Origin of the sequence: Methylobacterium sp. WSM2598, assembly GCF_000379105.1 — a bacterium.
Lineage (GTDB): Bacteria > Pseudomonadota > Alphaproteobacteria > Rhizobiales > Beijerinckiaceae > Methylobacterium.
In genome coordinates this window covers 1782775-1801232 of sequence record NZ_KB900609.1, presented here as the reverse complement: position 1 = coordinate 1801232, position 18458 = coordinate 1782775, and the positions used below count along the sequence as shown (strand labels likewise).

Below are 18458 nucleotides of genomic sequence, written 5' to 3'. Positions count from 1 at the left end.
CCCGATGCCCCGCTACTTCTTCGCGACCCGCGTCGGCGAGGACCTTCTCCCCGACCGGGACGGCCGGGTCCTGCGCGACGCGGACGAGGCCTGGGAGGTCGCCCGCGCGCTGATCCGGGAGGTGCTGCGCGAGAGCGCCGCCTCCTCCCGCCTGCTCTCGGCGAGCCTCGAAGTCACCGACGAGACCGGGCTCGTCCTGTTCGAGTTCCCCTTCGCCGAGGCGCTCGATCCCGGTTCCGGACCGGACGGGACGCTGCATTAGGCCCCGCCCGGTGGTCATGCCACATCCGATCGATCCCTTCGGGATGTCGGATGTGGGCTTCGCTCAGGCGCCGCGCGGGCTCGTGATCCGCTCGATCCCTTCGGGATGTCGGATGTGGGCTTCGCTCAGGCGCCGCGCGGGCGCGGGATCCGGGATCCGCTGCGATCAACCGCATCCCGGATCAGCGGTCGCATCGCCCCGGCGGCCGGCCGCCCTCAATCGCCATCGACGGACCGGCGATGGGCGGCGTCGGTCTCGAACGCGATGTTCGTCCGAAGGTACTCGACCAACTTGGCGTCCGCGCGCAGGGCCGCGAGGCGGTCGCGCAACACCGTGAGGCCCGGCGGCGCCCCGAACGGGCCCGCGGGGGCGAGCAGCCGCCCGAGCACGGCGCTGACCAGAAGCGACCGGTCGCAGCCGCGATGCGCCGCGAGGCGCGCCAGCGCGGGGAGGAGCTCGTCGGCCGCGCGCTCGTTCCGGGCGGACGCGACGGCGGTGAAGCGGCGGATCATGGAGCCCTCCGGTCTCGGCCGCGCGGGGCGAGGCAGCACAACCGGAAGGGAGTGTAATCGAAGATCTCGCGCCCCGCGCTACTGCTCGGCGACCTCCTCCGCGGCTCCCGCGGGCGCGAGGCGGATCCAGGCGTCGAGGGCGATGCGGATGCCCTGGCCGGCGGCGGCGACGAGCGTCATCGAGGCGGCGAGTTTCAGGAAAAGCGACGCATCCGACATTGGGGAACTCTTCATCCGTGACCCAGCGGGCGCCCACCCCGACCGCGCCTCCAACCCGGAGGCGCGGCCGACGATCGGGGCCGCGGGCGACACGTTCGTCCAGCATTTCGGCGGAACCATGGAGAGTGTACTTCCGGCAGGACGTGAAGTCCCCCCGTCGATTTCGGGAGAGGCGTGCGCTTAAATTCGTCTTAAACGAATGAGGATTTCAGATTAACCTGCCGGGACGCGAAGGACCGGGACGGCCGTGATCTCGCGTGCGGACCTGGTTGCCGGGCAATGTCGCGCGAGGGGTCGCGACGATCCTGGACGAGACCGCTCCGACGCGACGCCGACGGCGCGCACGCCTCCCCGGAGGAGGCGCCGCGCTCAACCTACGCACGAGGTCAAGCCAGTCTCTCGCGCCCCCGTCGAGGGCGGCAGGGCGGTCGAAGCCGCGCCGCGAGGCACGCGGTGTCCGGCACCGGTCCGGCGCCGGACCTCCGGCACCGCTCCGCGCGGACGAGCGCGCGCCGGTCGCTCAGGCCGCCAGGGCGAGGGCGTCGGAGGGCGCCTCGGCCGCCATGAACTGGGCGCGGGCGAGCTCCGCGAAGCGCCCGCCCCGGGCCACCAGCTCGTCGAAGCTGCCCGCCTCGACGATGCGCCCGGCCTCGAAGACCAGGATGCGGTCGGCGTTGCGGATCGTGGCGAGGCGGTGGGCGATCACGAAGGTGGTGCGGCCCCGCATGACGGCGTCCAGCGCGCCCTGCAGCTTGCGCTCGGTGGCGGCGTCGAGGGCGCTCGTCGCCTCGTCCAGGATCAGGACCGGCGGGTCCTTGAGCAGGGCGCGGGCGATCGACAGCCGCTGGCGCTCGCCGCCGGAGAGCGAGCGGCCGCGCTCGCCGATCACCGTGTCGAGGCCGTCCGGCTGGCGGGCCAGGAAATCGCTCGCCTGCGCCCGCTCCAGCGCCTCCAGCATCTCGGCGTCGGTGGCGTCCGGGCGGCCGACCTGCAGGTTCTCGCGGATCGAGCGGGCGAACAGCATCGGCTCCTGGAACACGACGCCGATATTGTGGCGCAGGGAGGCCACCGAGAGGTCGCGGATGTCCTCGCCGTCGATGCGGATCGTGCCCGTCGCGGGATCGAAGGCGCGGTGGAGCAGGCTCAGGGTCGTCGACTTGCCGGAGCCGGTCGTGCCCACGAGGGCGACGGTCTCGCCGGGCGCGACCGCGAAGCTGATCCCGTCGAGGGCGCGGCGGCGGCCGTCATACGAGAAGGTGACGTCCTCGAACGCGACCGCGCCGGCGATGCGCCCGGCGGCGCGGGCGCCCGGGCGGTCGTGGACGGCCGGCACCGTGTCGAGGATGTCGAAGAATTCCTGCATCTTGGGCGCCTGCATGAACAGCCCGTTGACGAAGGAGACGACCTGGTCGAGGCGCCCGACCAGGAGCGTGGCGAGGCTCATGAAGGAGACGACGTCCCCGACGCTGGCCTGGCCGCGGAAGTGCAGGGCGAGGCCGGTGACGAAGATCGCCGTCATGGTCAGGGTGGCCGAGGCGCGGGTCGCCACCGAGGCGAGCGCCCACCAGGACAGGACCGGGGTCTGCGCGTCGAGGAGGTTGCGGATGATCCCGCGCATCGCGTCCTTCTCGGCCTTGGCGCGGGTGAAGGACTGGATCACCGCGACGTTGCCGAGGGCGTCGGAGGCGTGCTCGGCGAGGCCGGAATGGTACTGCTCCACCCTCCCCTGCAGGGTCTCGGTCCGGCGCAGCACGAAGGCGGTGAGGGCCGTGAAGGCCGCGACGAGGACGAGCAGGATCGCGCCGAGCTGCCAGTTCAGGAACAGCGTCATCGGCAGCAGCACGGTCAGCGAGAGGAGCGCGGCGCAATGGTCGCGGAAGAAGCCGAGCCAGAGCCAGGCCATGCCGTTCGTCCCCTCGAGCATGGCCTTGAGCACCCGGCCCGAATGGTTCGCGGAGTGGAAGGCGAGCGGCAGGTCGAGGACGTGCTCGAAGTAGCCGGCCATCGCGCCGAGGCGGCGGCGATGCGCGAGGCGGTCGGCGTGGAGCGCGATCAGCACCCCGGCCGCGATGGTGAAGAAGCCGAAGCCCACCCAGGCGCCGACGAGCAGCGTCAGCTCGCCGAAGCCCGGCGCGCCCTCGGCCCCCGCCGGCAACCGGGTGACCCGGTCGATGATGCGGCCGAACAGCACCGGCTCGGCGAAGGCCGCCGCGGCGAGCGCGACGTTGGCCACGGTGAGCAGGACGCCGAGGCGCAGGTCGGGTCCGAGCAGGCGCATCACCCGCGCGTAGAGACGCATCAGACGCATGTGGTCGAGACTCCGAAACCCCCTGGCGCGGATCCTCTCGGGAACCCGGCGCGCCGCCGCTCCGTCGGCCGATCCTGGTATCGCGCATCCCGCCTGAACGCCGCATGACGGTCGGGCCGCCGCGCCGCGCCTTTACGCTTCGTTGAGCCGGCCCGCCTTAACCTTAAAGGCAGCCCCGGCGTCCCGCGGGGCCTCGGGGACCCGTCGGCGCCATGGATCTCGCAACCGGCCTCGGCCTGATCGGCGGCTTCGCCGTGGTCATCGTGCTGATCCTCGTCGACGGCGGCCACTTCGCGTCCTACGTCGACAAGCACGCCCTGATCGTGATCTTCGGCGGCGCCACCGCCGCCACGATGCTGCGCTTCCCCTTCTCGGTCATCGTGCACGGCGTGCCGATGGGCCTGCGCTACGCCTTCAGCATGCGGGCCGTCCGGCCGCGCGACCTGATCGAGGAGATCACCCGGATCGCCGAGGTGGTGCGCAAGTCGGGCCCGATGGCGCTGGAGAACATGGAGATCTCCGACCCGTTCCTGGCCCAGGGCGTGCGCTACATCGCGGACGGCTACGACCGCGACTTCATCCGCGACACGATGGAGCGCGACCGCGACAACTTCCTCATGCACCTGGAGGAAGGCTCCAAGGTCTACCGCGCCTTCGGCGATTGCGCCCCGGCCTGGGGCATGATCGGCACCATCCTGGGCATGGTGTCGATGTTCGCCAACATGTCGGACCCCTCCAAGCTCGGCCCGGCCATGGCGACGGCGCTGCTCGCCACGCTCTACGGCGCGCTCATCGCCAACATGATCACGCTGCCGATCGCCGACAAGCTGCACGTCAAGCTGGAAGAGGAGGACGTGTCGCGCTCGCTGATCATCGACGGGGTCCTGCTGATCCGCGACGCCAAGAGCGCCTCCCTGGTGCGCGAGATGCTGATCGCCTACCTGCCCCACAACCACCGCGAGGAGCTCGCCGCCGAAGCGGCGTGAGCCTCTCCCGAGCCGGAGGGTGGATCGGTGGCCAGACGCAAGCGGGGCGGCGCCCACGGGGGCCACGGCTGGTTCGTGACCTTCGCCGACCTGATGGCGCTCCTGATGAGCTTCTTCGTGATGGTCTGCGCCTACTCGACGCAGGACCAGCGCAAGCTCCAGGCGGTCGCGGGCTCGTTCCGGGACGCGTTCGGCGTCAACAAGGAGAGCCGCTTCAACGGCATCATCGAGAAGGACGGGCTGCCGAGCGCCACGCGCCTGCGCGACCTGCGCCCGGTGACGCCCGACAAGGCCTCCGACCGCACGACGCCGCCGCTGCCCGACGAGGTCTTCGACAACGGCGTGCCTCAGAACGGCTTCCGGGACGGGTTCGGGCTCGCGATGGCGAGCCTGCGCCAGGCCCTGCAGGACCTGCCCGACATCGCCGAACTCTCGAAGAACGTGCTGATCCACGAGACGGCGCGGGGCCTCGACGTCTCGCTGGTGGACCAGGACGGCCGCTCGATGTTCCCGGACGGCTCGACCCGGCCGAACGACCGCACCCGCCAGGTGCTGGAGCGGCTCGCCCCGGCGATCCGGCGGATGTCGAACAAGATCGCGATCTCGGGCTACACCGCGGCGACCCGCCCGGGGCTGCGCGCCCCGGCCCCGCCCTGGGAGCTCTCGGCGGGCCGGGCGATCAGCGTGCGCGAGATCCTGGCGAGCAACGGCGTGCCGGACGAGCGCTTCACGGTGGTGTCGGGCAAGGCCGACACCGAGCCGCTCTTCCCGGACAACCCCTACATCGCGGCCAACCGCCGGGTGACGATCACGCTCCTGCGCGACACCCCGCCCCTGCCGCCGGGCCAGGGCTTTCCGTGAGCCGCCGGGCGCGTGCGCCGAGAGGGCGGCGTTCCCGGGCTTCCCAACAGGATCGGGTGCCTCAAGACGTCCGACGAGGTCGCGGACCCGGCAATTCTGGATCAACCTCGAAGAACGGACGAAGGCCGGACGGTCAAGGCACCCATTCCCTTCGTCGCGCTGAGGCGCCGACGATCGAGGATCGGCCGTGAAGCCAGCCTCGAAGCACGACGCAGGTCTGTCCGATCCGATCAGGTGAACTTCGAGGATGCCGCCCTTGGCGTGCCGAGGTCCTCTGCGCCCCGAGCACCGGTGACCGGCGCGACACGCTCCGCTCGGCCCCCTTCTACTTCGCCACGAGCAGCGTCCAGTAGACCTTGTACTTCGAGCCGGGCGCGTAGGCGGTGGCGATGCCCATGCGGGTCGCCTCGGGCGAGAGCAGCACCGCGTTGTGCGCCGGGCTGTCGCGCCAGCCGGAGAAGGCCTCGGCCAGCGTGTGGTAGCCCGCCGAGAGATTCGCCTGCGGGGCCGCGAAGCCCATCCGGGCCGCCACCGTGCGGACGATGTCGGTCTGGCTCGGGCGGTCCGCCGCCGCCATCGCGGCGCTCTCGGTCTCGGCGAGGCGCTGCAGCCCCGGATCCAGCGCCAGGGCCGGCAGACCCTTGTTGCGCCGGTAGGCCCCGATCATGTCGCGGGCCGTGTCGAGGTCGAGCTGCGCGCTCGCGCTCGTCATCGGCCAGTACAGGCTCGGTCCGGGCGGCGTCTGGCGGGCGACCTCGTTCCCCGCGCAGGAGGCGAGCGCCAGCGCGAGCCCGGCCAGGGCGGCGAAACGGAGGGGCGGCAGGGCAGGTCTCACGGCACGGTCTCGGGGCTCCGGCGGCGCTCGCCCGCGGCCGGGGCGCGCGGCGCCGGTTCGTCCGCCGGGATGATCGCCGGCACCAGGCCCTGCGCGATCTGCCCGAGGGCGTCCCGGACCGGCTCCAGCCCCTGCACGGTGACGATGCTCGCTCCGGGCCCGAGATTGGGGATCAATCCCTCGTCCGACAAGGTCTTGAACACCGCGAAATTGAGGTCGCTCTGCACCTTCAGCTGCAGGCCGACGTCGTTGATCATCGCGATCAGCTCGAATTCGAGGTAGGGATCGCCGATCTTGCGGAAGACCACGCGGGGCGGCGGCTCCTTCAGCACGTCCGCATGGGCCTTGGCGCAGCCCGCGATCAGCTCGGCCGCCCGCACCGGGTCCTGGTTGCGCAGCACGCTCACCGTGACGGTCACCCGGCCGGTCCGGTCGCCCCGCACCCGGTTCTTCACCACGCCGGAGATCAGGTTCGAGTTCGGCACGATCACGGAGGAGCGGTCGAAGGTCTGGATCTCCGTCGAGCGCACGCTGATGCGCCGGACGTAGCCCTCGTTGTCGCCGATCACCACCAGGTCCCCGACCCGGATCGGCCGCTCCCAGAGCAGGAGCAGGCCCGAGACGAAGTTGTTGACGATCGATTGCAGGCCGAAACCGATACCGACCGACAGGGCGCCGGCCACGATCGTGATCTTCTCCAGGCTGAGCCCGAGATACGAGAAGGCGATGGCGAGGGAGACCAGGAAGCCGACGTAGCCGGTGACCGTGGCGATCGAGTTGCGCAGGCCCGGGTCCAGGTCGGTGGCGGGCAGGTAGGTGTTCTCCAGCCAGCTCTTGACCACCCGGGAGATGGCCAGCCCGAGCATGAACAGGCCGAGCGCGAACACGATCGTCGAGAGCGAGATCGTCACGTCGCCGACCTTGAAGCCGAAGAAGGCGGCCCGGAACGAGGCGTAGATGTCGGTCGAATCCACGCCCCAGGTCGCCAGCAGCAGCACGGCCGCCGCCGTGATCAGCGCGACCCGGACGAGGCCGCCCATCAGCACCGCGATCTGGTTGAGGGACTTCTTGCGCAGGCCGGTATTGGCCTGGAGCACGGTGGCGATGTGGGAGTCGTTCTGCAGCGTGCTGCCGATGAAGGCGTCCGCGCTGGTGATGGCAAGGTAGAGCAGGGCGACCGCGATCGCGGTCCACATCAGCTGGTCGATCAGGAAGGACGAGAGCGCGATGTAGCCGGTCAGCGCGCAGGCCCCCACCGACGCGGCGATGATCCAGCCGAGGATGCGCAGGGGGCCGCCGATCCCGGAGCTCGATTCGGCCGCGATGTAGGGGCCGAGGCAGGCCTCCTCGGTCTCCGCCCGGGCCGCGAAGCGGCGCAGGCCCTCGGCCAGCACCACCGCGACGACGGCTGCGAAGACGCCCCGGGTGACGATGCTGATCGGCAGGCCGACCGCGATCGTCTCGTTGAACTCCTCGATGGTGCGCCCGATCGTGATCACGAAGGCGATGCCGACGACGAGGCGGACCAGGCGTTCGGCGGTCGCGTCCTCCATGGCGACGAGGCGCCAGTCGGGCTTGTCCGGCGAGAGCAGCGCGTCCGTCACCGCCTCGACCAGGGCCACGAAGGCGAGCGCGGCCAGGATGCCGTGCACCACGTCGGTCAGGCGCTCCGGCACGAGTTCCGTCGCCTCGATCGCGATGCCCACCACGAAGCTGCCGACGACGGCCGGGACCGCCCCGGCCAGCACGACGCGCCAGGCGGCCAGGACCTTGGCGCGGCGGGAGGGCGCCTTGGCCGCGTCGGCGCGCGCGTCGCGCCGCCCCAGGCGCGGGGCGATGTGGCGCCGCCCGACATACAGCGCCACCGAGATCCCGATGGCGAGCGCCACCACGACGAGGCGCAAAGGCGTGGCGTTGCGGCGCAGCTGCGCGATGGTGTCGTCGAGCGCCGCCTGCGCGGTCTTGAGGTCGCGCGGCAGGGTGGAGGCGGCCCGGGTCCACAGGTGCGGACTCAGGAGCCCGTCCGTGCGCTCGAACAGGGCGCGCGTGAAGGCGGCGCGGCGGCGGTTGCTGATCTGGTCGATGATCTGGTCGCTCTGCACGAGGAGCGAGCGGGCGAGCCGCATCGTCTCGTCGACCTCGGCCACGCCGGCCTCGCGCTGGGCGCGCTCCTGGGCCACGTCGGCGGCCTCGGCGCCCTCCTTCGGCTTGGGGCCGAGCTGGTTCAGCCGCTCCTTGGCGGCGTCGAGGCGCGGGGTCAGGGTCTCGATGACGTGGCGCAGCCGCTCGGCGACCGGGTCGATGCCCTCGCGCAGGAGCGCGAGGTCGTCCTTGTTGAGGTCGTGGTGGGTGAGGGCCTGCTCGCGCTGGTCGAGATCCGCCTTCTCCGAATCGAGCTGGGCGCGGATCTGCTTGATCTGCTCGGAGATCGGCGTCGGCGGCGGCTTCGGCGCGTCGGCGGGTTTGGGGGCGGCATCCGGCGCGGCCGCCGCGCCGGCCGGCGCCGCGGGAGCCTGCGCGGCGGCCGGCGCCTTGGCGTCCGGCTTCGCCGCGGGTCCCGGCTGGGCGGCCGCGAGGCCCGGTGCCAGCACGGCGAGGGCCAGCAGGGCGGCGATCCAACGGCGCAACGGTGTCATGGCGATCCTTCTCGGCTGACGGGCGAGCACGGGGCGGACCCGCCCCGCGCCCCCGCCCCCCGCCGCGGCGGCCCGGAGCCGCGACGGCCCCGGGCCACAGGACCCTAACGCAGCGGAGGCGGGAGGGGCGCCCGGACATCGCCTCGCAATGGGGCGAAAAATCGCCGGCCCCCGACCGCGCGGGCACCGATACAAGTTGGGGGCGCGACACCGCGGGCGAGGCCCCGAACCTTCACAACCCTGTCATGGTGCTTCTAGAATGAGTGCGCAATGGACTCGGCCCTTCCGGTCTGCTGTGAGCCGATGGCGTCGCTCATCTCGGTCCAGCAGCACAGAGGCCCGGCACGATCCCGGGCTCCGACGATCCGCGGCAACCGCCCGCCGGGCGGCCGTGCCGGCCTTCCGCCGTGTCCCCTCACTCCCCCCGGACAGAGCGTGAGGTAGGCGATGCGTCCCATCTCCTCCCTCCGCGAGCGTCGCGAGACCCGGCTCCCCGCCGGGCCCCCTCGCCGCTTCCGGCCAGTTGCCAGGGAAGGATGATGCTGGATCTTCAAACCCTCGTGCTGAACGCGGATTACCGGCCGCTCTCCTACAACCCGCTCTCGCTGTGGTCGTGGAAGGACGCGTTCACCGCCCTGTTCCTCGATCGCGTCACCCTGGTGGCGAGCTACGACGTCGAGGCCCGCTCTCCGAGTCGCTCGCTCAAGGTGCCGAGCGTGGTGGCGCTGAAGAACTACGTGGCGATGGCCCGCTCGCCCGCCTTCACGCGCTACAACATCTACCTGCGCGACACGTTCAGCTGCCAGTATTGCGGGATCCGGCTCCCGGCCGGCGGGCTGACCTTCGACCACGTGGTGCCGCGCTCGCGCGGCGGGCAGTCGAGCTGGGAGAACGTCGTGGCGGCCTGCAGCCCCTGCAACCTGCGCAAGGCGAACCGCACGCCGGAGGAGGCGGAGATGCCCCTCCTCAACCCGCCGCGCCGGCCGAGCCGCTACGAACTGCACCGCCGCCAGCCCGAATTCGACCACCGGCAGTACCACCACACGTGGCTCGACTACCTCTACTGGGACAGCGAGCTGGAGACCTGATCCCGACGGTCATGTCTCGTGACCGCTGGGTCGGGTCTCGAATTGTCGTCGAGCCAGCGGTCGGCGCCGGCCATTCGAGAGGGTCGACGGCCCGATGCGTCAGCATCCTGGGCCGGTGGGACGGGGCCGTCGCGGCGTGCCGCCTCACTCCTCGGGGAAGACGGGCGGCGGCTCGTTGTAGATCGGCAGGCGGTCGTTGCGGGGCATCCAGGCGTGGTAGACCGCGCCGTCCGTCTCGCCGTAGCCGACCGGCTGCACCCGGATCGGGCCGCGCCAGGACCGGGCGGGGGGCGGGCCGAAGCCGTCGCGCACGGGGCGGGGATAGGCCGCGGCGGAGGCGGGCACTCGGGCCGGGTGCGGCCGGGCGCCGGCCGGATGGCGGGGGAACGGCACCTCCGGCATCCCGTCCGCCGAAGCGGGAGCGGCGAGCGCGGCGAGGAGGCCGGCGATCAGGAGCGGGCGACGCATTGGCGAGGTCTCACGGGCCAGGTCTCACGGGCCAGGTCTCACGGGCGGGGTCCCGCGGGCGGAGTCTCCGGGACCGCCCGGAGCATCGCCGGCCCGGGCCAGCGGAGCGTTAAGCGGCGCCCGCGATCGCCCGTTATGGTTTCCGGCTCACTGCGCGGTGACGCCCCCGTCGATGACGAGCTCGGCGCCGGTGACGAAGCCGGATTCGTCCGCCGCCAGGTAGGCGGCGAGCGCGGCGATCTCGTCGGCCCGGGCGTTGCGGCCGAGGGGAACCGAGGCGCGCAGGCGCTCTCGCAGGGCCTCCGGGTCCCGCCCGCCCGCCGCGAGGTCGTGCAGCATGTCGGTCTCGGTGAAGCCCGGATGGATCGAGTTGCAGCGGATCCCGTAGCCCTGCCGGGCGCAGTGCAGGGCCACCGACTTGGTCAGCAGGCGCACCGCCCCCTTGGAGGCGTTGTAGGCGGCGAGGTTGTGGCCGCCGATGATGCCGGAGACCGAGGACAGGTTGATGATCGCCCCGCCGCGGCCCGCGGGCGGCTTCATCACCCGGACCGCGTGGCGGCAGCCCAGGAACGTGCCGTCGACGTTGACGGCCTGCACCCGGCGCCACTGCTCCAGCGTCACGGATTCGATCGTCGCCACGACCGCGATGCCGGCGCAGTTGACGACGACGTCGAGCTCGCCCTCGCGCGCGACCGCCTCGTCGGTGGCGTCCTGCCACGCCGCGTCCTGCGTCACGTCGAGGGGCGCGAAGCGGAAGACCGGGTTCGTCGCGGCGGCCCGGGCGCCGGCCTCGGCGTCGATGTCGGCGAGGATCACCGCGGCGGCGCCCTCCTCGGCGAAGCGCCGCGCGGTCGCGAGCCCGATCCCGCGGGCGCCGCCGGTGACGAGCGCGACCTTGCCGGAGAGACGCCGCATGGCCCGAACCCCGTGCCTCGCCCCCTCGGGCGGGGCGCGAGACTGGGACGGTTCGGGCCCGCCCGCAAGGCGGGACTCAGAATTTCAGCGCCGCGCCGCCGCGCACGGTGTTGATGTTCGCCTTGTGCCCGTCGAAGTCGTTGAACTGGACGAACTGGTACTCCGCGCGGAGCAGGATGTTCGCCGTCATGGCGAATTCCATGCCGGCGCCGGCCGCGATGCCGCCCACGATCTTCTCCCGCGAGCGGACCAGCAGGTGGGGCGCGCTCGGAGTGCTCGCGCCGGGATTCGTCTGATCGAAATTGCTGTAGCCGGAATAGTTGACGTAAGCAGGCCTCGCCGCACTCTGATTGCTCTTGTAGGTCGCCTGATCGTACTCGATCGGCTGAACGCCGATCGTCTCGCTGATCTGGGCCCGCCCGATCGCGAAACCGCCGGTGACGAAGGGCATGAAATTGCCCGCATCGTAGCCGAAGCGGGCGCGCAGCGTGGCGTAATCGTCGATGCGGGTGCTCGCATTGCCGGTCAGGTAGACGGCGCGCCACCAGCCGTCGCTGCCGACGATCGCGCGCCCGATCTCGTCCGAGGTCCAGCCGCGCGCGCTCAGGTGGGTGTAGTCGAGCTCGGCGCCCGCCACGAACTCGTCGAGCTGGAAGTTGATGCCCACGTAGGCGCCGAAGGTCGTGCTGTCGCGCCGCATCGATCCCGGATGCAGGAGCGTCGAGGCGTTGAGATCGGACTCGAACTTCGTCTGACGCAGGTAATTGGCGACCGGGGCCTGGAACACGCTGCCGAAGCCGAAGCTGGTGCTGGTCCAGCCGCCATGGCCGCCGAAGTAGAACCCGTCCCAGTTCCCCGCCGGCGCGGGCGCGTCGTAGCTCGTGCCGCGCAGCGTGGCGAAATCGAGATCGGCCGCGCGCGCCGGTGTGAGGCCGCAGACGCACAATCCCGCGAGCAAAGTTGAGGTCACGATACGCATGAGGGCGGTCCCCCGACGGGTGCGTCGGCTTCGGTAGTGGATCTCGATGCCGCATAATCCGCTGGTAACCTTAAGATAGTCTTGCGCCACTACCTCCTCGCGGCCGCAATCTCGAAAGCGAGAGGCCCGGAGCGGGGGCTCCGGGCCTCTGCGGTGAACGGATCGATCTCCCGAGCCATGCCCGATCCGCTCGGTCGCTTCGGGATGGCGGATGTCGGCTTCGCTCGGGCCCCGCGCGGGCTTGCTGAGACGGGATCCGCTTCGATCAAGCTGATCCCGTCTCAGTAGGCGCCGGGCGGGCCCATGAGATCCCCGAAGGGCTTCGCGCCGAAGGCCCAGCGCAGGCCGACCCGGACCTCGTTCGCCGTGATGTCCTTCAGGCGCGTGTTGCCGCCATAGGCGTCGAAGCCGGTCCGCGCCTTGCCGATGTCGAGGTAGCGGTAGCTGGCGTCGAGGCTCAGGCCGTTGCCGAAATCGTAGGACAGGCCGGCCATCGCCGCCCAGGCGAAGGTCGTGATCGTCCGGCTCGCGCGGGCGTCCCGCGTCTGCGGCCCGATCACGTAGGTGGGCTGCGTGTCGCCGCAGGTGACCGTGAGGCAGGTGGTCTGGGTCCAGCCGTCGTGGAAGCGCTTCTCGGCGAAGCCCACCCCGGCGCCGACATAGGGGGTGAAGCCCCACCACGTGCCGAGGTCGGCGTAGACGTTGAACAGGCCGGTCAGCACGTCGAGCTTGCCGCCCTCCTCGTTGAAGCCCTCGACGTAGCGGGTGCGGGAGCTGGTGTCGTGGAAGCGGGTGCCCCCGCGCGCGTCCAGGGTGAAGTCCGCCCGCAGGAAGCTGTTGACCCGGTAGCCGATGCCGCCGCCGCCGCCCTGGCTGCTGCCCAGGCGCAGGTTCTCCAGCTTGGCGCCCGGCGTGCCCGGCAGGGTGTCGTCGCCCGGCCGGTTGAAGTCGCTCGCCGTGAAGTCGCCGCGCAGGTACCAGCTGCCGCCGATCTCGACCGGCGCCGGCGGGGGAGGCGCGGGCGGCAGGGCGGGCGGGAGCAGGTCGGCGGCCTGGGCGGCGGCCGCGCCCAGCAGCACGAAGCCCAGCGCCATCACCGGCCGGCAATCAGGCCATCCACGCATGCGATCACCCTCTTCCTCTGGCGGCCCGCGGCAGGGCGGTCAGGACCACAGCGGAATGTCGTAAACTACAAAGGTTAGAGAGGGATTAACCCTAATCCGACCTCGTCCGGGCCGGCCGTGACGGCGGTTTCCGCACGAGCACGCGCGGCGCCGTCGGAGGACGGCGCCGCGCGACCGCGATGATCCGGCCCGGATCCTCGCTCAGTACTTGCGGACGATCGGCCCGGGAGGCGGCGCCGGCTCGAAGCTGGCGACCGGGACCGGTACCGGCGCCACGACCGGCCCGCCGAGCATCCAGCGCATGCCGATCTTGATGTCGTGGGACTCGATGTCCTTGAGCGTGTAGACCGTGCTGAGCGGCGGATTCACGCAGCCGGGGAAGCAGTCGAGCCGGCCGGAGCGCGCCTCGCCCATGTTCAGGTAGCGGTAGGCCAGTTCGAGCTTCAGGTTCGGCGAGACCGCGTAGCCGAGACCGGCGTGGACGGCCCAGGCGAGGTTGGTCTTGGCGTTCGACGGGCCGTAGCCGAACCCGCCCGCCGCGTCGCCCAGCCCCTCGTCCGTGACGCTGCCGAACATGTGGTGCGCGACGCCGACGCCCGCGCCGATGAAGGGCGTCACGCCGTACCACGTGCCGAGATCGGCGTAGACGTTGGCGAGGGACACCACCGTCGAGAGCTTGCCGGTGTCGCGGTTGTACAGGTTCTGGCCCGGGCCCACGCCCGGCGACACGTCCTTGGACACGAACCGCCAATCCGCCTGCGAGCGGTACTCGCCGCTGATGTCGGCGCGGAGCCAGGGATTGAACTGGTAGCCGACGCCGGCTCCGATGAAGAACTGGTCGGAGAGGTGATCCTGAATCGTCTTGTACTTGTAGGGCTTGGCCGGAACGGTGACGTCCTCGGCGATGGTCTGCCGCAGGTCGGTGATGCCGACGCCGACATCGCCGCGCAGGTACCAGCCCCCGCCGACCTCGACGGGCGGCGGAGGGGGCGGCGGGGGCGGGAGCAGGTCGGCGGCGTGGACGAAGCCCGGCACGCCGATGCCCGCCGCGAGCGTGACGATGCGCGCCAGCGCGCGTGGCTTGGAGCGGCCCATGACGAATCCTTGATCTCAGGGCCGTGCTGCACCTCAGGCGGCCCCTCCGGGATAGCGTCATGACTTTCGACGCAAGAAGTAAACTTACGTTTAACGTTAAACCTTAGGCTTACTGCAGGGGTGCACTCCACGCGGCGCGTGTCCGCGCCGCCGGGCGGCGCTCAGGCCGCCGCCTGCCGCAGGGCTTCCACCACCTCGTCGACGACTTCGACCACGAGGTCGCGGTTGTCGCCCTCGGCCATCACGCGGATCACCGGCTCGGTCCCGGAGGGGCGGATCACCAGCCGCCCGGCATTGCCCAGGCGCTGGCGCGCGCCCTCGATGGCGGTGACGACGGAATCCTGGCGCAGCGGCTCGCCCGCCCGGTAGCGCACGTTCTTGAGCACCTGCGGCAGCGGGTCGAAGCAGTGGCAGACCTCGCTCACCGGCCGCTGCTGGCGCTGCACCACGGTGAGGAGCTGCAGGGCCGCCACGAGCCCGTCCCCGGTCGTGGCGTAATCGGACATGATGATGTGGCCGGACTGCTCGCCGCCGAGATTGTAACCGTGCTCGCGCATGTATTCGAGCACGTAGCGGTCGCCGACGGCGGTGCGCACCAGGCCGAGGCCGAGCTCGCCGAGATAGCGCTCGAGGCCGAGATTGGACATGATCGTGGCGACGATGCCGGGCTGGGTGAGGCGCTGGTCCTCCTTCCAGGAGCGGGCGACCACGGCCATCAGCTGGTCGCCGTCGACCCGCTGGCCCTTCTCGTCCACGACGAGCACCCGGTCGGCGTCCCCGTCGAGGGCGATGCCGATGTCGGCGCGCAGCTCGCGCACCTTGCGCACCAGGGCGTCGGGGGCCGTCGAGCCGACGTCGCGGTTGATGTTGAACCCGTCCGGCTCGGTGCCGATGGCGATCACCTCCGCGCCCAGCTCCCACAGGGTCTCGGGGGCGACCCGGTAGGCGGCGCCGTTGGCGCAGTCGACGACGACCCGCAGCCCCTCCAGGGTGATGCTGCGCGGCAGGGTGCGCTTGGCGAACTCGATGTAGCGCGCGTGCACGCTCTCGATCCGCTTGGCGCGCCCGAGATCGGCGGAGCCCGACAGGCGCTTCTGCAGGTCGGCGTCGAGCAGGCGCTCGATCTCGTGCTCGACCTCGTCGCTGAGCTTGAACCCGTCCGGCCCGAACAGCTTGATGCCGTTATCCTCGTAGGGATTGTGGGAGGCCGAGATCATCACCCCGATATCGGCGCGCATCGAGCGGGTGAGCATCGCCACGGCGGGGGTCGGCATCGGCCCGAGCAGCAGCACGTCCATGCCGACCGAGGTGAAGCCCGCGACGAGCGCGGTCTCGATCATGTAGCCGGAGAGGCGGGTGTCCTTGCCGATCACCACGCGGTGGCGATGGTCGCCGCGCTGGAAGAGCAACCCGGCGGCCTGCCCGACCTTGAGCGCCAGTTCCGGGGTGATGACGCCGTTCGCGCGGCCCCGGATGCCGTCGGTTCCGAAGTATTTGCGCAACGTCGTCCCTCCTGTGCCGTGCTGGGCCCGGTTCGCGCCCCGCAAGGCCGGTGCCGGACGAGAGTCTTAGCCGAGCCATGGCCGCGTCCACAATCGGCACGGGAATTCACCGCGGCGCGGCGGCCGCCTTCACCGGGAGGCCTGGGCGGAGCGGGATCCGCGCTCGGGCGTCCAGTCGAGTTCGACGACGGCCTGCCCCTCCTCGCGATTGAAGCGGAGCGCGGCCTGCCGCATGGCCCGCAGGGCCAGGGCCCCGTCGGCCCGCGGGCATTGCACCGGCTCGTGGGCGCGCCGCTCCTCGTCGAGGGCGTGCGCGAAGGCCGCGCCCACCCGGTCGATCGCGTCGACGGTCGTGAACGGCAGCGACACGTACACGACCTGCTGCGGCCCCCGGGCGAGGCAGTAGCGCCAGTCGGCGAGGGCCGGACCCGTCAGCAGCAGGAGACCGAGGGCGAGGAGGGATCGTCTCATCGGGAAGGGTCCGGCGCGCCTGGCAGCGCTCGCTCCCCGCACTCGCCGTCCCATTGCGGCGCCAGAAAGGCGCTGCGGCGCAGGATTGGCGCCGGGGCGCTCGCACGGTCACGCCTCGGCCCGCTCCGCCTCCTCGATCGGGAGGGTCCAGACGAGGTTTCCGGCATCGTCCGTGAGCCAGGCGAGGTTGGCCTCGTCGCAGAAGAACTCGTCGGCCCGGCCGAGCGCGCAGGCCGAGGCCTCGCGGACGCTCGCCGCCTCGATGGACACGTCGCGCAAGGCGCGCCCGACCGTGCCGTGCCTGCCGCGTGCGGCGACGCGAAGACGGAAGGTTGGCATGCCGTCTGAAGCTCCCGTAAGGTCAGGTGGCCTGCATCTATGGCCTTGTTCGCAGGGAATGCGCAAGCATCCCGCCCGGGTGGGAGCCCACGCGGGCAACGCCGCGCAGCGTTGACAAGCCCGCGAGGCGGCTTAGGCCTCGCCGGGCGGGACCGGAGGACGTCGGATGAGGGTTGCCTGCCTGGGCGAGTGCATGGTGGAGCTGGCGGAGCGCCCCGACGGTGCGCTCAGCCGCGGCTTCGGGGGCGACACGCTCAACACCGCCCTGTACCTCGCCCGGCTCGGCGTGACGGTGGACTATGTCACGGCGCTCGGCGACGATCCCTGGAGCGACGAGATGACGCAAGCCTGGGCGCGCGAGGGGATCGGCCTCGGCCGCGTGCGCCGCCTGCCCGGGCGGATGCCGGGCCTCTACATCATCCGGACCGACGCGGCGGGCGAGCGCAGCTTCCACTACTGGCGCGACAGCGCCGCGGCCCGCGACCTGTTCACCGAGCCGCTCGCCGGGGCGACCCGGGAGGCGCTCGCCGGCTACGACCTCGTCTACCTGTCCGGGATCAGCCTGTCGCTCTACGGGCCCGCCGGGCGCGCGGCCCTGGACGAGACCCTGGCGGCGCTGCAGGGCCGGGGCGGCCGGGTCGCCTTCGACACCAATTACCGCCCCCGCGGCTGGCCCGACCGGGAGGAGGCGCGCGCCGTCTTCCGGGCCGCGCTGGCCCGCGCCGACCTGATCTTCGCCTCGGTCGAGGATCTCGACTGGCTCTACGGCGAGACCGGCGAGGCGGAGGTGCTGCGCCACCGCGGCCGGGCCGAGATCGTGCTCAAGGAATCGAGCGCCCGCGTTCCGGCGGCGCGGCTCCTGCACGGGGATCGCGAGGAGACCGTGCCGGCGAGCCCCGTCGAGACCGTCGTCGACACCACGGCCGCGGGCGACAGCTTCGCGGCCGGCTACATCGCCGCCCGGCTCGCCGGCCTGCCGCCCTCCGACGCCGCGGCCTGCGGCCACCGCCTCGCGGGCGCGGTGATCGGGCATCGCGGCGCCGTCATCCCGCCCGCCGCGATGCCCGCCCTGCCCTTCCGATCCCCCGGAGAGACCCCCGCATGACGAGTCCCGCCGCATCCCGCGAAGATCAGGCCCGCCAAGATCAGTCACGCCAAGAGCCGACCCGCCAAGAGCCGACCCGCCAAGATCAGGCCCGCCAAGAGCCGACCCGCCAAGCCCGCCTCGAAGCCCTGCTGGCCGAGTCGCCCGTGATCCCGGTGATCACGGTGCCGGAGCTCGCCCACGCCGTCCCCCTCGCCCGGGCCCTGGTGGCGGGGGGCATCCGGACCCTGGAGATCACCCTGCGCACCCCGGTCGCCCGCGACGCCGCGCGGGCGATCATGGCGGAGGTGCCGGACGCCGTGGTCGGGATCGGCACGGTGCTGACGCCCGACGACCTGGAGGCGGCCCGGGCGCTCGGCGCCCGCTTCGCCCTCAGCCCGGGCGCCACGCCGGACCTGCTGCGGGCCGCCGCGGAGAGCGACCTCGCCTTCATGCCGGGCGTCGCCACCCCCTCCGAGCTGATGCAGGTGCTGGCGGCGGGGTTCCGAATCGCCAAGTTCTTCCCCGCCGTGCCGGCGGGCGGGCAGGCGGCCCTGAAGGCCCTCGCCGGTCCCTTCCCGCAGGCGCGCTTCTGCCCCACCGGCGGCATCGCCGAGGCGGACGCGAAATCCTGGCTGGCGCTGCCGAACGTGGTCGCGGTCGGCGGCTCCTGGCTCGCCCCCGAGGCGGAGATCCGCGAAGGCCGCTTCGAGGCGATCACCGCGCGTGCAAGGCGCACGCTCGCCGGGCTGGCATGAGCGGGACGCCCGCCCG

The 18458-nt window shown here is 71.9% G+C and carries 19 protein-coding genes; 6 read left to right on the top strand and 13 right to left on the bottom strand.

The features are described 5' to 3' along the window. The first annotated feature begins 4 nt into the window (after positions 1-4). Positions 5-262 carry a DUF6894 family protein gene (locus MET2598_RS0108395; RefSeq protein ID WP_018260517.1) on the top strand — a complete coding sequence of 86 codons (258 nt, stop codon included), beginning with the start codon at positions 5-7 and terminating at the stop codon, positions 260-262. A gap of 215 nt (positions 263-477) precedes the next feature. On the opposite strand, the gene MET2598_RS0108390 is transcribed toward MET2598_RS0108395, so the two are convergent. The 3 genes from MET2598_RS0108390 to MET2598_RS0108380 all read right to left on the bottom strand — a co-directional run bounded on the left by MET2598_RS0108390 (position 478) and on the right by MET2598_RS0108380 (position 3301). Further along, complete coding sequence (locus MET2598_RS0108390; protein WP_018260516.1) at positions 478-774, bottom strand: hypothetical protein; 297 nt, start codon at positions 772-774, stop codon at positions 478-480. Positions 775-852: 78 nt separating this feature from the next. Then, positions 853-993, bottom strand: coding sequence for a hypothetical protein (locus tag MET2598_RS42090; RefSeq protein WP_018260515.1), 141 nt, complete (start codon positions 991-993; stop codon positions 853-855). Between the two features lie 520 nt (positions 994-1513). Next, entirely contained in the window at positions 1514-3301 is a 1788-nt protein-coding gene (locus MET2598_RS0108380) for a glucan ABC transporter ATP-binding protein/ permease (protein ID WP_018260514.1), read from the bottom strand. 212 nt (positions 3302-3513) lie between these two features. Here MET2598_RS0108380 and MET2598_RS0108375 point away from each other — a divergent pair, with 212 nt between their 5' ends. Next, positions 3514-4287 (top strand): motility protein A, encoded by a 774-nt coding sequence (locus MET2598_RS0108375; RefSeq protein ID WP_012332867.1) that lies wholly within the window; start codon positions 3514-3516, stop codon positions 4285-4287. 27 nt (positions 4288-4314) lie between these two features. Next, positions 4315-5148, top strand: a complete 834-nt coding sequence (locus MET2598_RS0108370; RefSeq protein ID WP_012332868.1) for an OmpA/MotB family protein — start codon at positions 4315-4317, stop codon at positions 5146-5148. 325 nt (positions 5149-5473) lie between these two features. Here the strand turns inward: MET2598_RS0108370 and MET2598_RS0108365 are convergent, their stop codons facing one another. Then, positions 5474-5983, bottom strand: coding sequence for a CAP domain-containing protein (locus MET2598_RS0108365; RefSeq protein WP_012332869.1), 510 nt, complete (start codon positions 5981-5983; stop codon positions 5474-5476). Then, the gene (locus tag MET2598_RS0108360) at positions 5980-8619 is read right to left on the bottom strand and encodes a DUF3772 domain-containing protein (protein ID WP_026190594.1); all 2640 of its coding nucleotides are present in this window, start codon (positions 8617-8619) and stop codon (positions 5980-5982) included. The genes MET2598_RS0108365 and MET2598_RS0108360 overlap by 4 nt, the downstream gene beginning before the upstream one ends. A 539-nt stretch (positions 8620-9158) precedes the next feature. On the opposite strand from MET2598_RS0108360, the gene MET2598_RS0108355 reads away from it, so the two are divergent. Then, positions 9159-9707, top strand: coding sequence for an HNH endonuclease (locus tag MET2598_RS0108355; RefSeq protein ID WP_018260512.1), 549 nt, complete (start codon positions 9159-9161; stop codon positions 9705-9707). A 144-nt stretch (positions 9708-9851) separates the two neighbouring features. On the opposite strand, the gene MET2598_RS0108350 is transcribed toward MET2598_RS0108355, so the two are convergent. The 8 genes from MET2598_RS0108350 to MET2598_RS0108315 all read right to left on the bottom strand — a co-directional run bounded on the left by MET2598_RS0108350 (position 9852) and on the right by MET2598_RS0108315 (position 16600). Further along, complete coding sequence (locus MET2598_RS0108350; protein WP_012332872.1) at positions 9852-10175, bottom strand: hypothetical protein; 324 nt, start codon at positions 10173-10175, stop codon at positions 9852-9854. Between the two features lie 147 nt (positions 10176-10322). Continuing rightward, positions 10323-11090 (bottom strand): glucose 1-dehydrogenase, encoded by a 768-nt coding sequence (locus tag MET2598_RS0108345; RefSeq protein ID WP_018260511.1) that lies wholly within the window; start codon positions 11088-11090, stop codon positions 10323-10325. Positions 11091-11166: 76 nt separating this feature from the next. Continuing rightward, the gene (locus tag MET2598_RS0108340) at positions 11167-12069 is read right to left on the bottom strand and encodes an outer membrane protein (protein ID WP_012332874.1); all 903 of its coding nucleotides are present in this window, start codon (positions 12067-12069) and stop codon (positions 11167-11169) included. A 281-nt stretch (positions 12070-12350) separates the two neighbouring features. Then, on the bottom strand, positions 12351-13193 hold the full coding sequence (locus tag MET2598_RS0108335) for an outer membrane protein (protein WP_236728685.1): 843 nt from the start codon (positions 13191-13193) through the stop codon (positions 12351-12353). Positions 13194-13394: 201 nt separating this feature from the next. Beyond that, positions 13395-14288 (bottom strand): outer membrane protein, encoded by an 894-nt coding sequence (locus MET2598_RS0108330; RefSeq protein ID WP_018260508.1) that lies wholly within the window; start codon positions 14286-14288, stop codon positions 13395-13397. Between the two features lie 161 nt (positions 14289-14449). After that, on the bottom strand, positions 14450-15790 hold the full coding sequence (gene glmM, locus MET2598_RS0108325) for a phosphoglucosamine mutase (protein WP_012332877.1): 1341 nt from the start codon (positions 15788-15790) through the stop codon (positions 14450-14452). A 129-nt stretch (positions 15791-15919) separates the two neighbouring features. Then, entirely contained in the window at positions 15920-16261 is a 342-nt protein-coding gene (locus tag MET2598_RS0108320; protein ID WP_018260507.1) for a hypothetical protein, read from the bottom strand. A 108-nt stretch (positions 16262-16369) separates the two neighbouring features. Further along, a complete protein-coding gene (locus tag MET2598_RS0108315; RefSeq protein ID WP_018260506.1) occupies positions 16370-16600 on the bottom strand; it encodes a hypothetical protein in 231 nt (76 codons plus the stop codon). Positions 16601-16766: 166 nt separating this feature from the next. On the opposite strand from MET2598_RS0108315, the gene MET2598_RS0108310 reads away from it, so the two are divergent. Next, positions 16767-17705, top strand: a complete 939-nt coding sequence (locus MET2598_RS0108310; RefSeq protein WP_012332880.1) for a sugar kinase — start codon at positions 16767-16769, stop codon at positions 17703-17705. Continuing rightward, a complete protein-coding gene (eda, locus tag MET2598_RS36145; protein ID WP_012332881.1) occupies positions 17702-18442 on the top strand; it encodes a bifunctional 4-hydroxy-2-oxoglutarate aldolase/2-dehydro-3-deoxy-phosphogluconate aldolase in 741 nt (246 codons plus the stop codon). Before MET2598_RS0108310 ends, eda begins: the two co-directional genes overlap by 4 nt. Positions 18443-18458 lie beyond the last annotated feature (16 nt).

Coding starts and splice junctions, on each gene's coding strand:
- MET2598_RS0108395 (WP_018260517.1), top strand. CDS start 5: ATGCCCCGCTACTTCTTCGCGACCCGCGTCGGCGAGGACCTTCTCCCC.
- MET2598_RS0108390 (WP_018260516.1), bottom strand. CDS start 774: ATGATCCGCCGCTTCACCGCCGTCGCGTCCGCCCGGAACGAGCGCGCG.
- MET2598_RS42090 (WP_018260515.1), bottom strand. CDS start 993: ATGTCGGATGCGTCGCTTTTCCTGAAACTCGCCGCCTCGATGACGCTC.
- MET2598_RS0108380 (WP_018260514.1), bottom strand. CDS start 3,301: ATGCGTCTGATGCGTCTCTACGCGCGGGTGATGCGCCTGCTCGGACCC.
- MET2598_RS0108375 (WP_012332867.1), top strand. CDS start 3,514: ATGGATCTCGCAACCGGCCTCGGCCTGATCGGCGGCTTCGCCGTGGTC.
- MET2598_RS0108360 (WP_026190594.1), bottom strand. CDS start 8,619: ATGACACCGTTGCGCCGTTGGATCGCCGCCCTGCTGGCCCTCGCCGTG.
- MET2598_RS0108355 (WP_018260512.1), top strand. CDS start 9,159: ATGCTGGATCTTCAAACCCTCGTGCTGAACGCGGATTACCGGCCGCTC.
- MET2598_RS0108350 (WP_012332872.1), bottom strand. CDS start 10,175: ATGCGTCGCCCGCTCCTGATCGCCGGCCTCCTCGCCGCGCTCGCCGCT.
- MET2598_RS0108345 (WP_018260511.1), bottom strand. CDS start 11,090: ATGCGGCGTCTCTCCGGCAAGGTCGCGCTCGTCACCGGCGGCGCCCGC.
- MET2598_RS0108340 (WP_012332874.1), bottom strand. CDS start 12,069: ATGCGTATCGTGACCTCAACTTTGCTCGCGGGATTGTGCGTCTGCGGC.
- MET2598_RS0108335 (WP_236728685.1), bottom strand. CDS start 13,193: ATGCGTGGATGGCCTGATTGCCGGCCGGTGATGGCGCTGGGCTTCGTG.
- MET2598_RS0108330 (WP_018260508.1), bottom strand. CDS start 14,288: ATGGGCCGCTCCAAGCCACGCGCGCTGGCGCGCATCGTCACGCTCGCG.
- MET2598_RS0108320 (WP_018260507.1), bottom strand. CDS start 16,261: ATGAGACGATCCCTCCTCGCCCTCGGTCTCCTGCTGCTGACGGGTCCG.
- MET2598_RS0108315 (WP_018260506.1), bottom strand. CDS start 16,600: ATGCCAACCTTCCGTCTTCGCGTCGCCGCACGCGGCAGGCACGGCACG.
- MET2598_RS0108310 (WP_012332880.1), top strand. CDS start 16,767: ATGAGGGTTGCCTGCCTGGGCGAGTGCATGGTGGAGCTGGCGGAGCGC.
- eda (WP_012332881.1), top strand. CDS start 17,702: ATGACGAGTCCCGCCGCATCCCGCGAAGATCAGGCCCGCCAAGATCAG.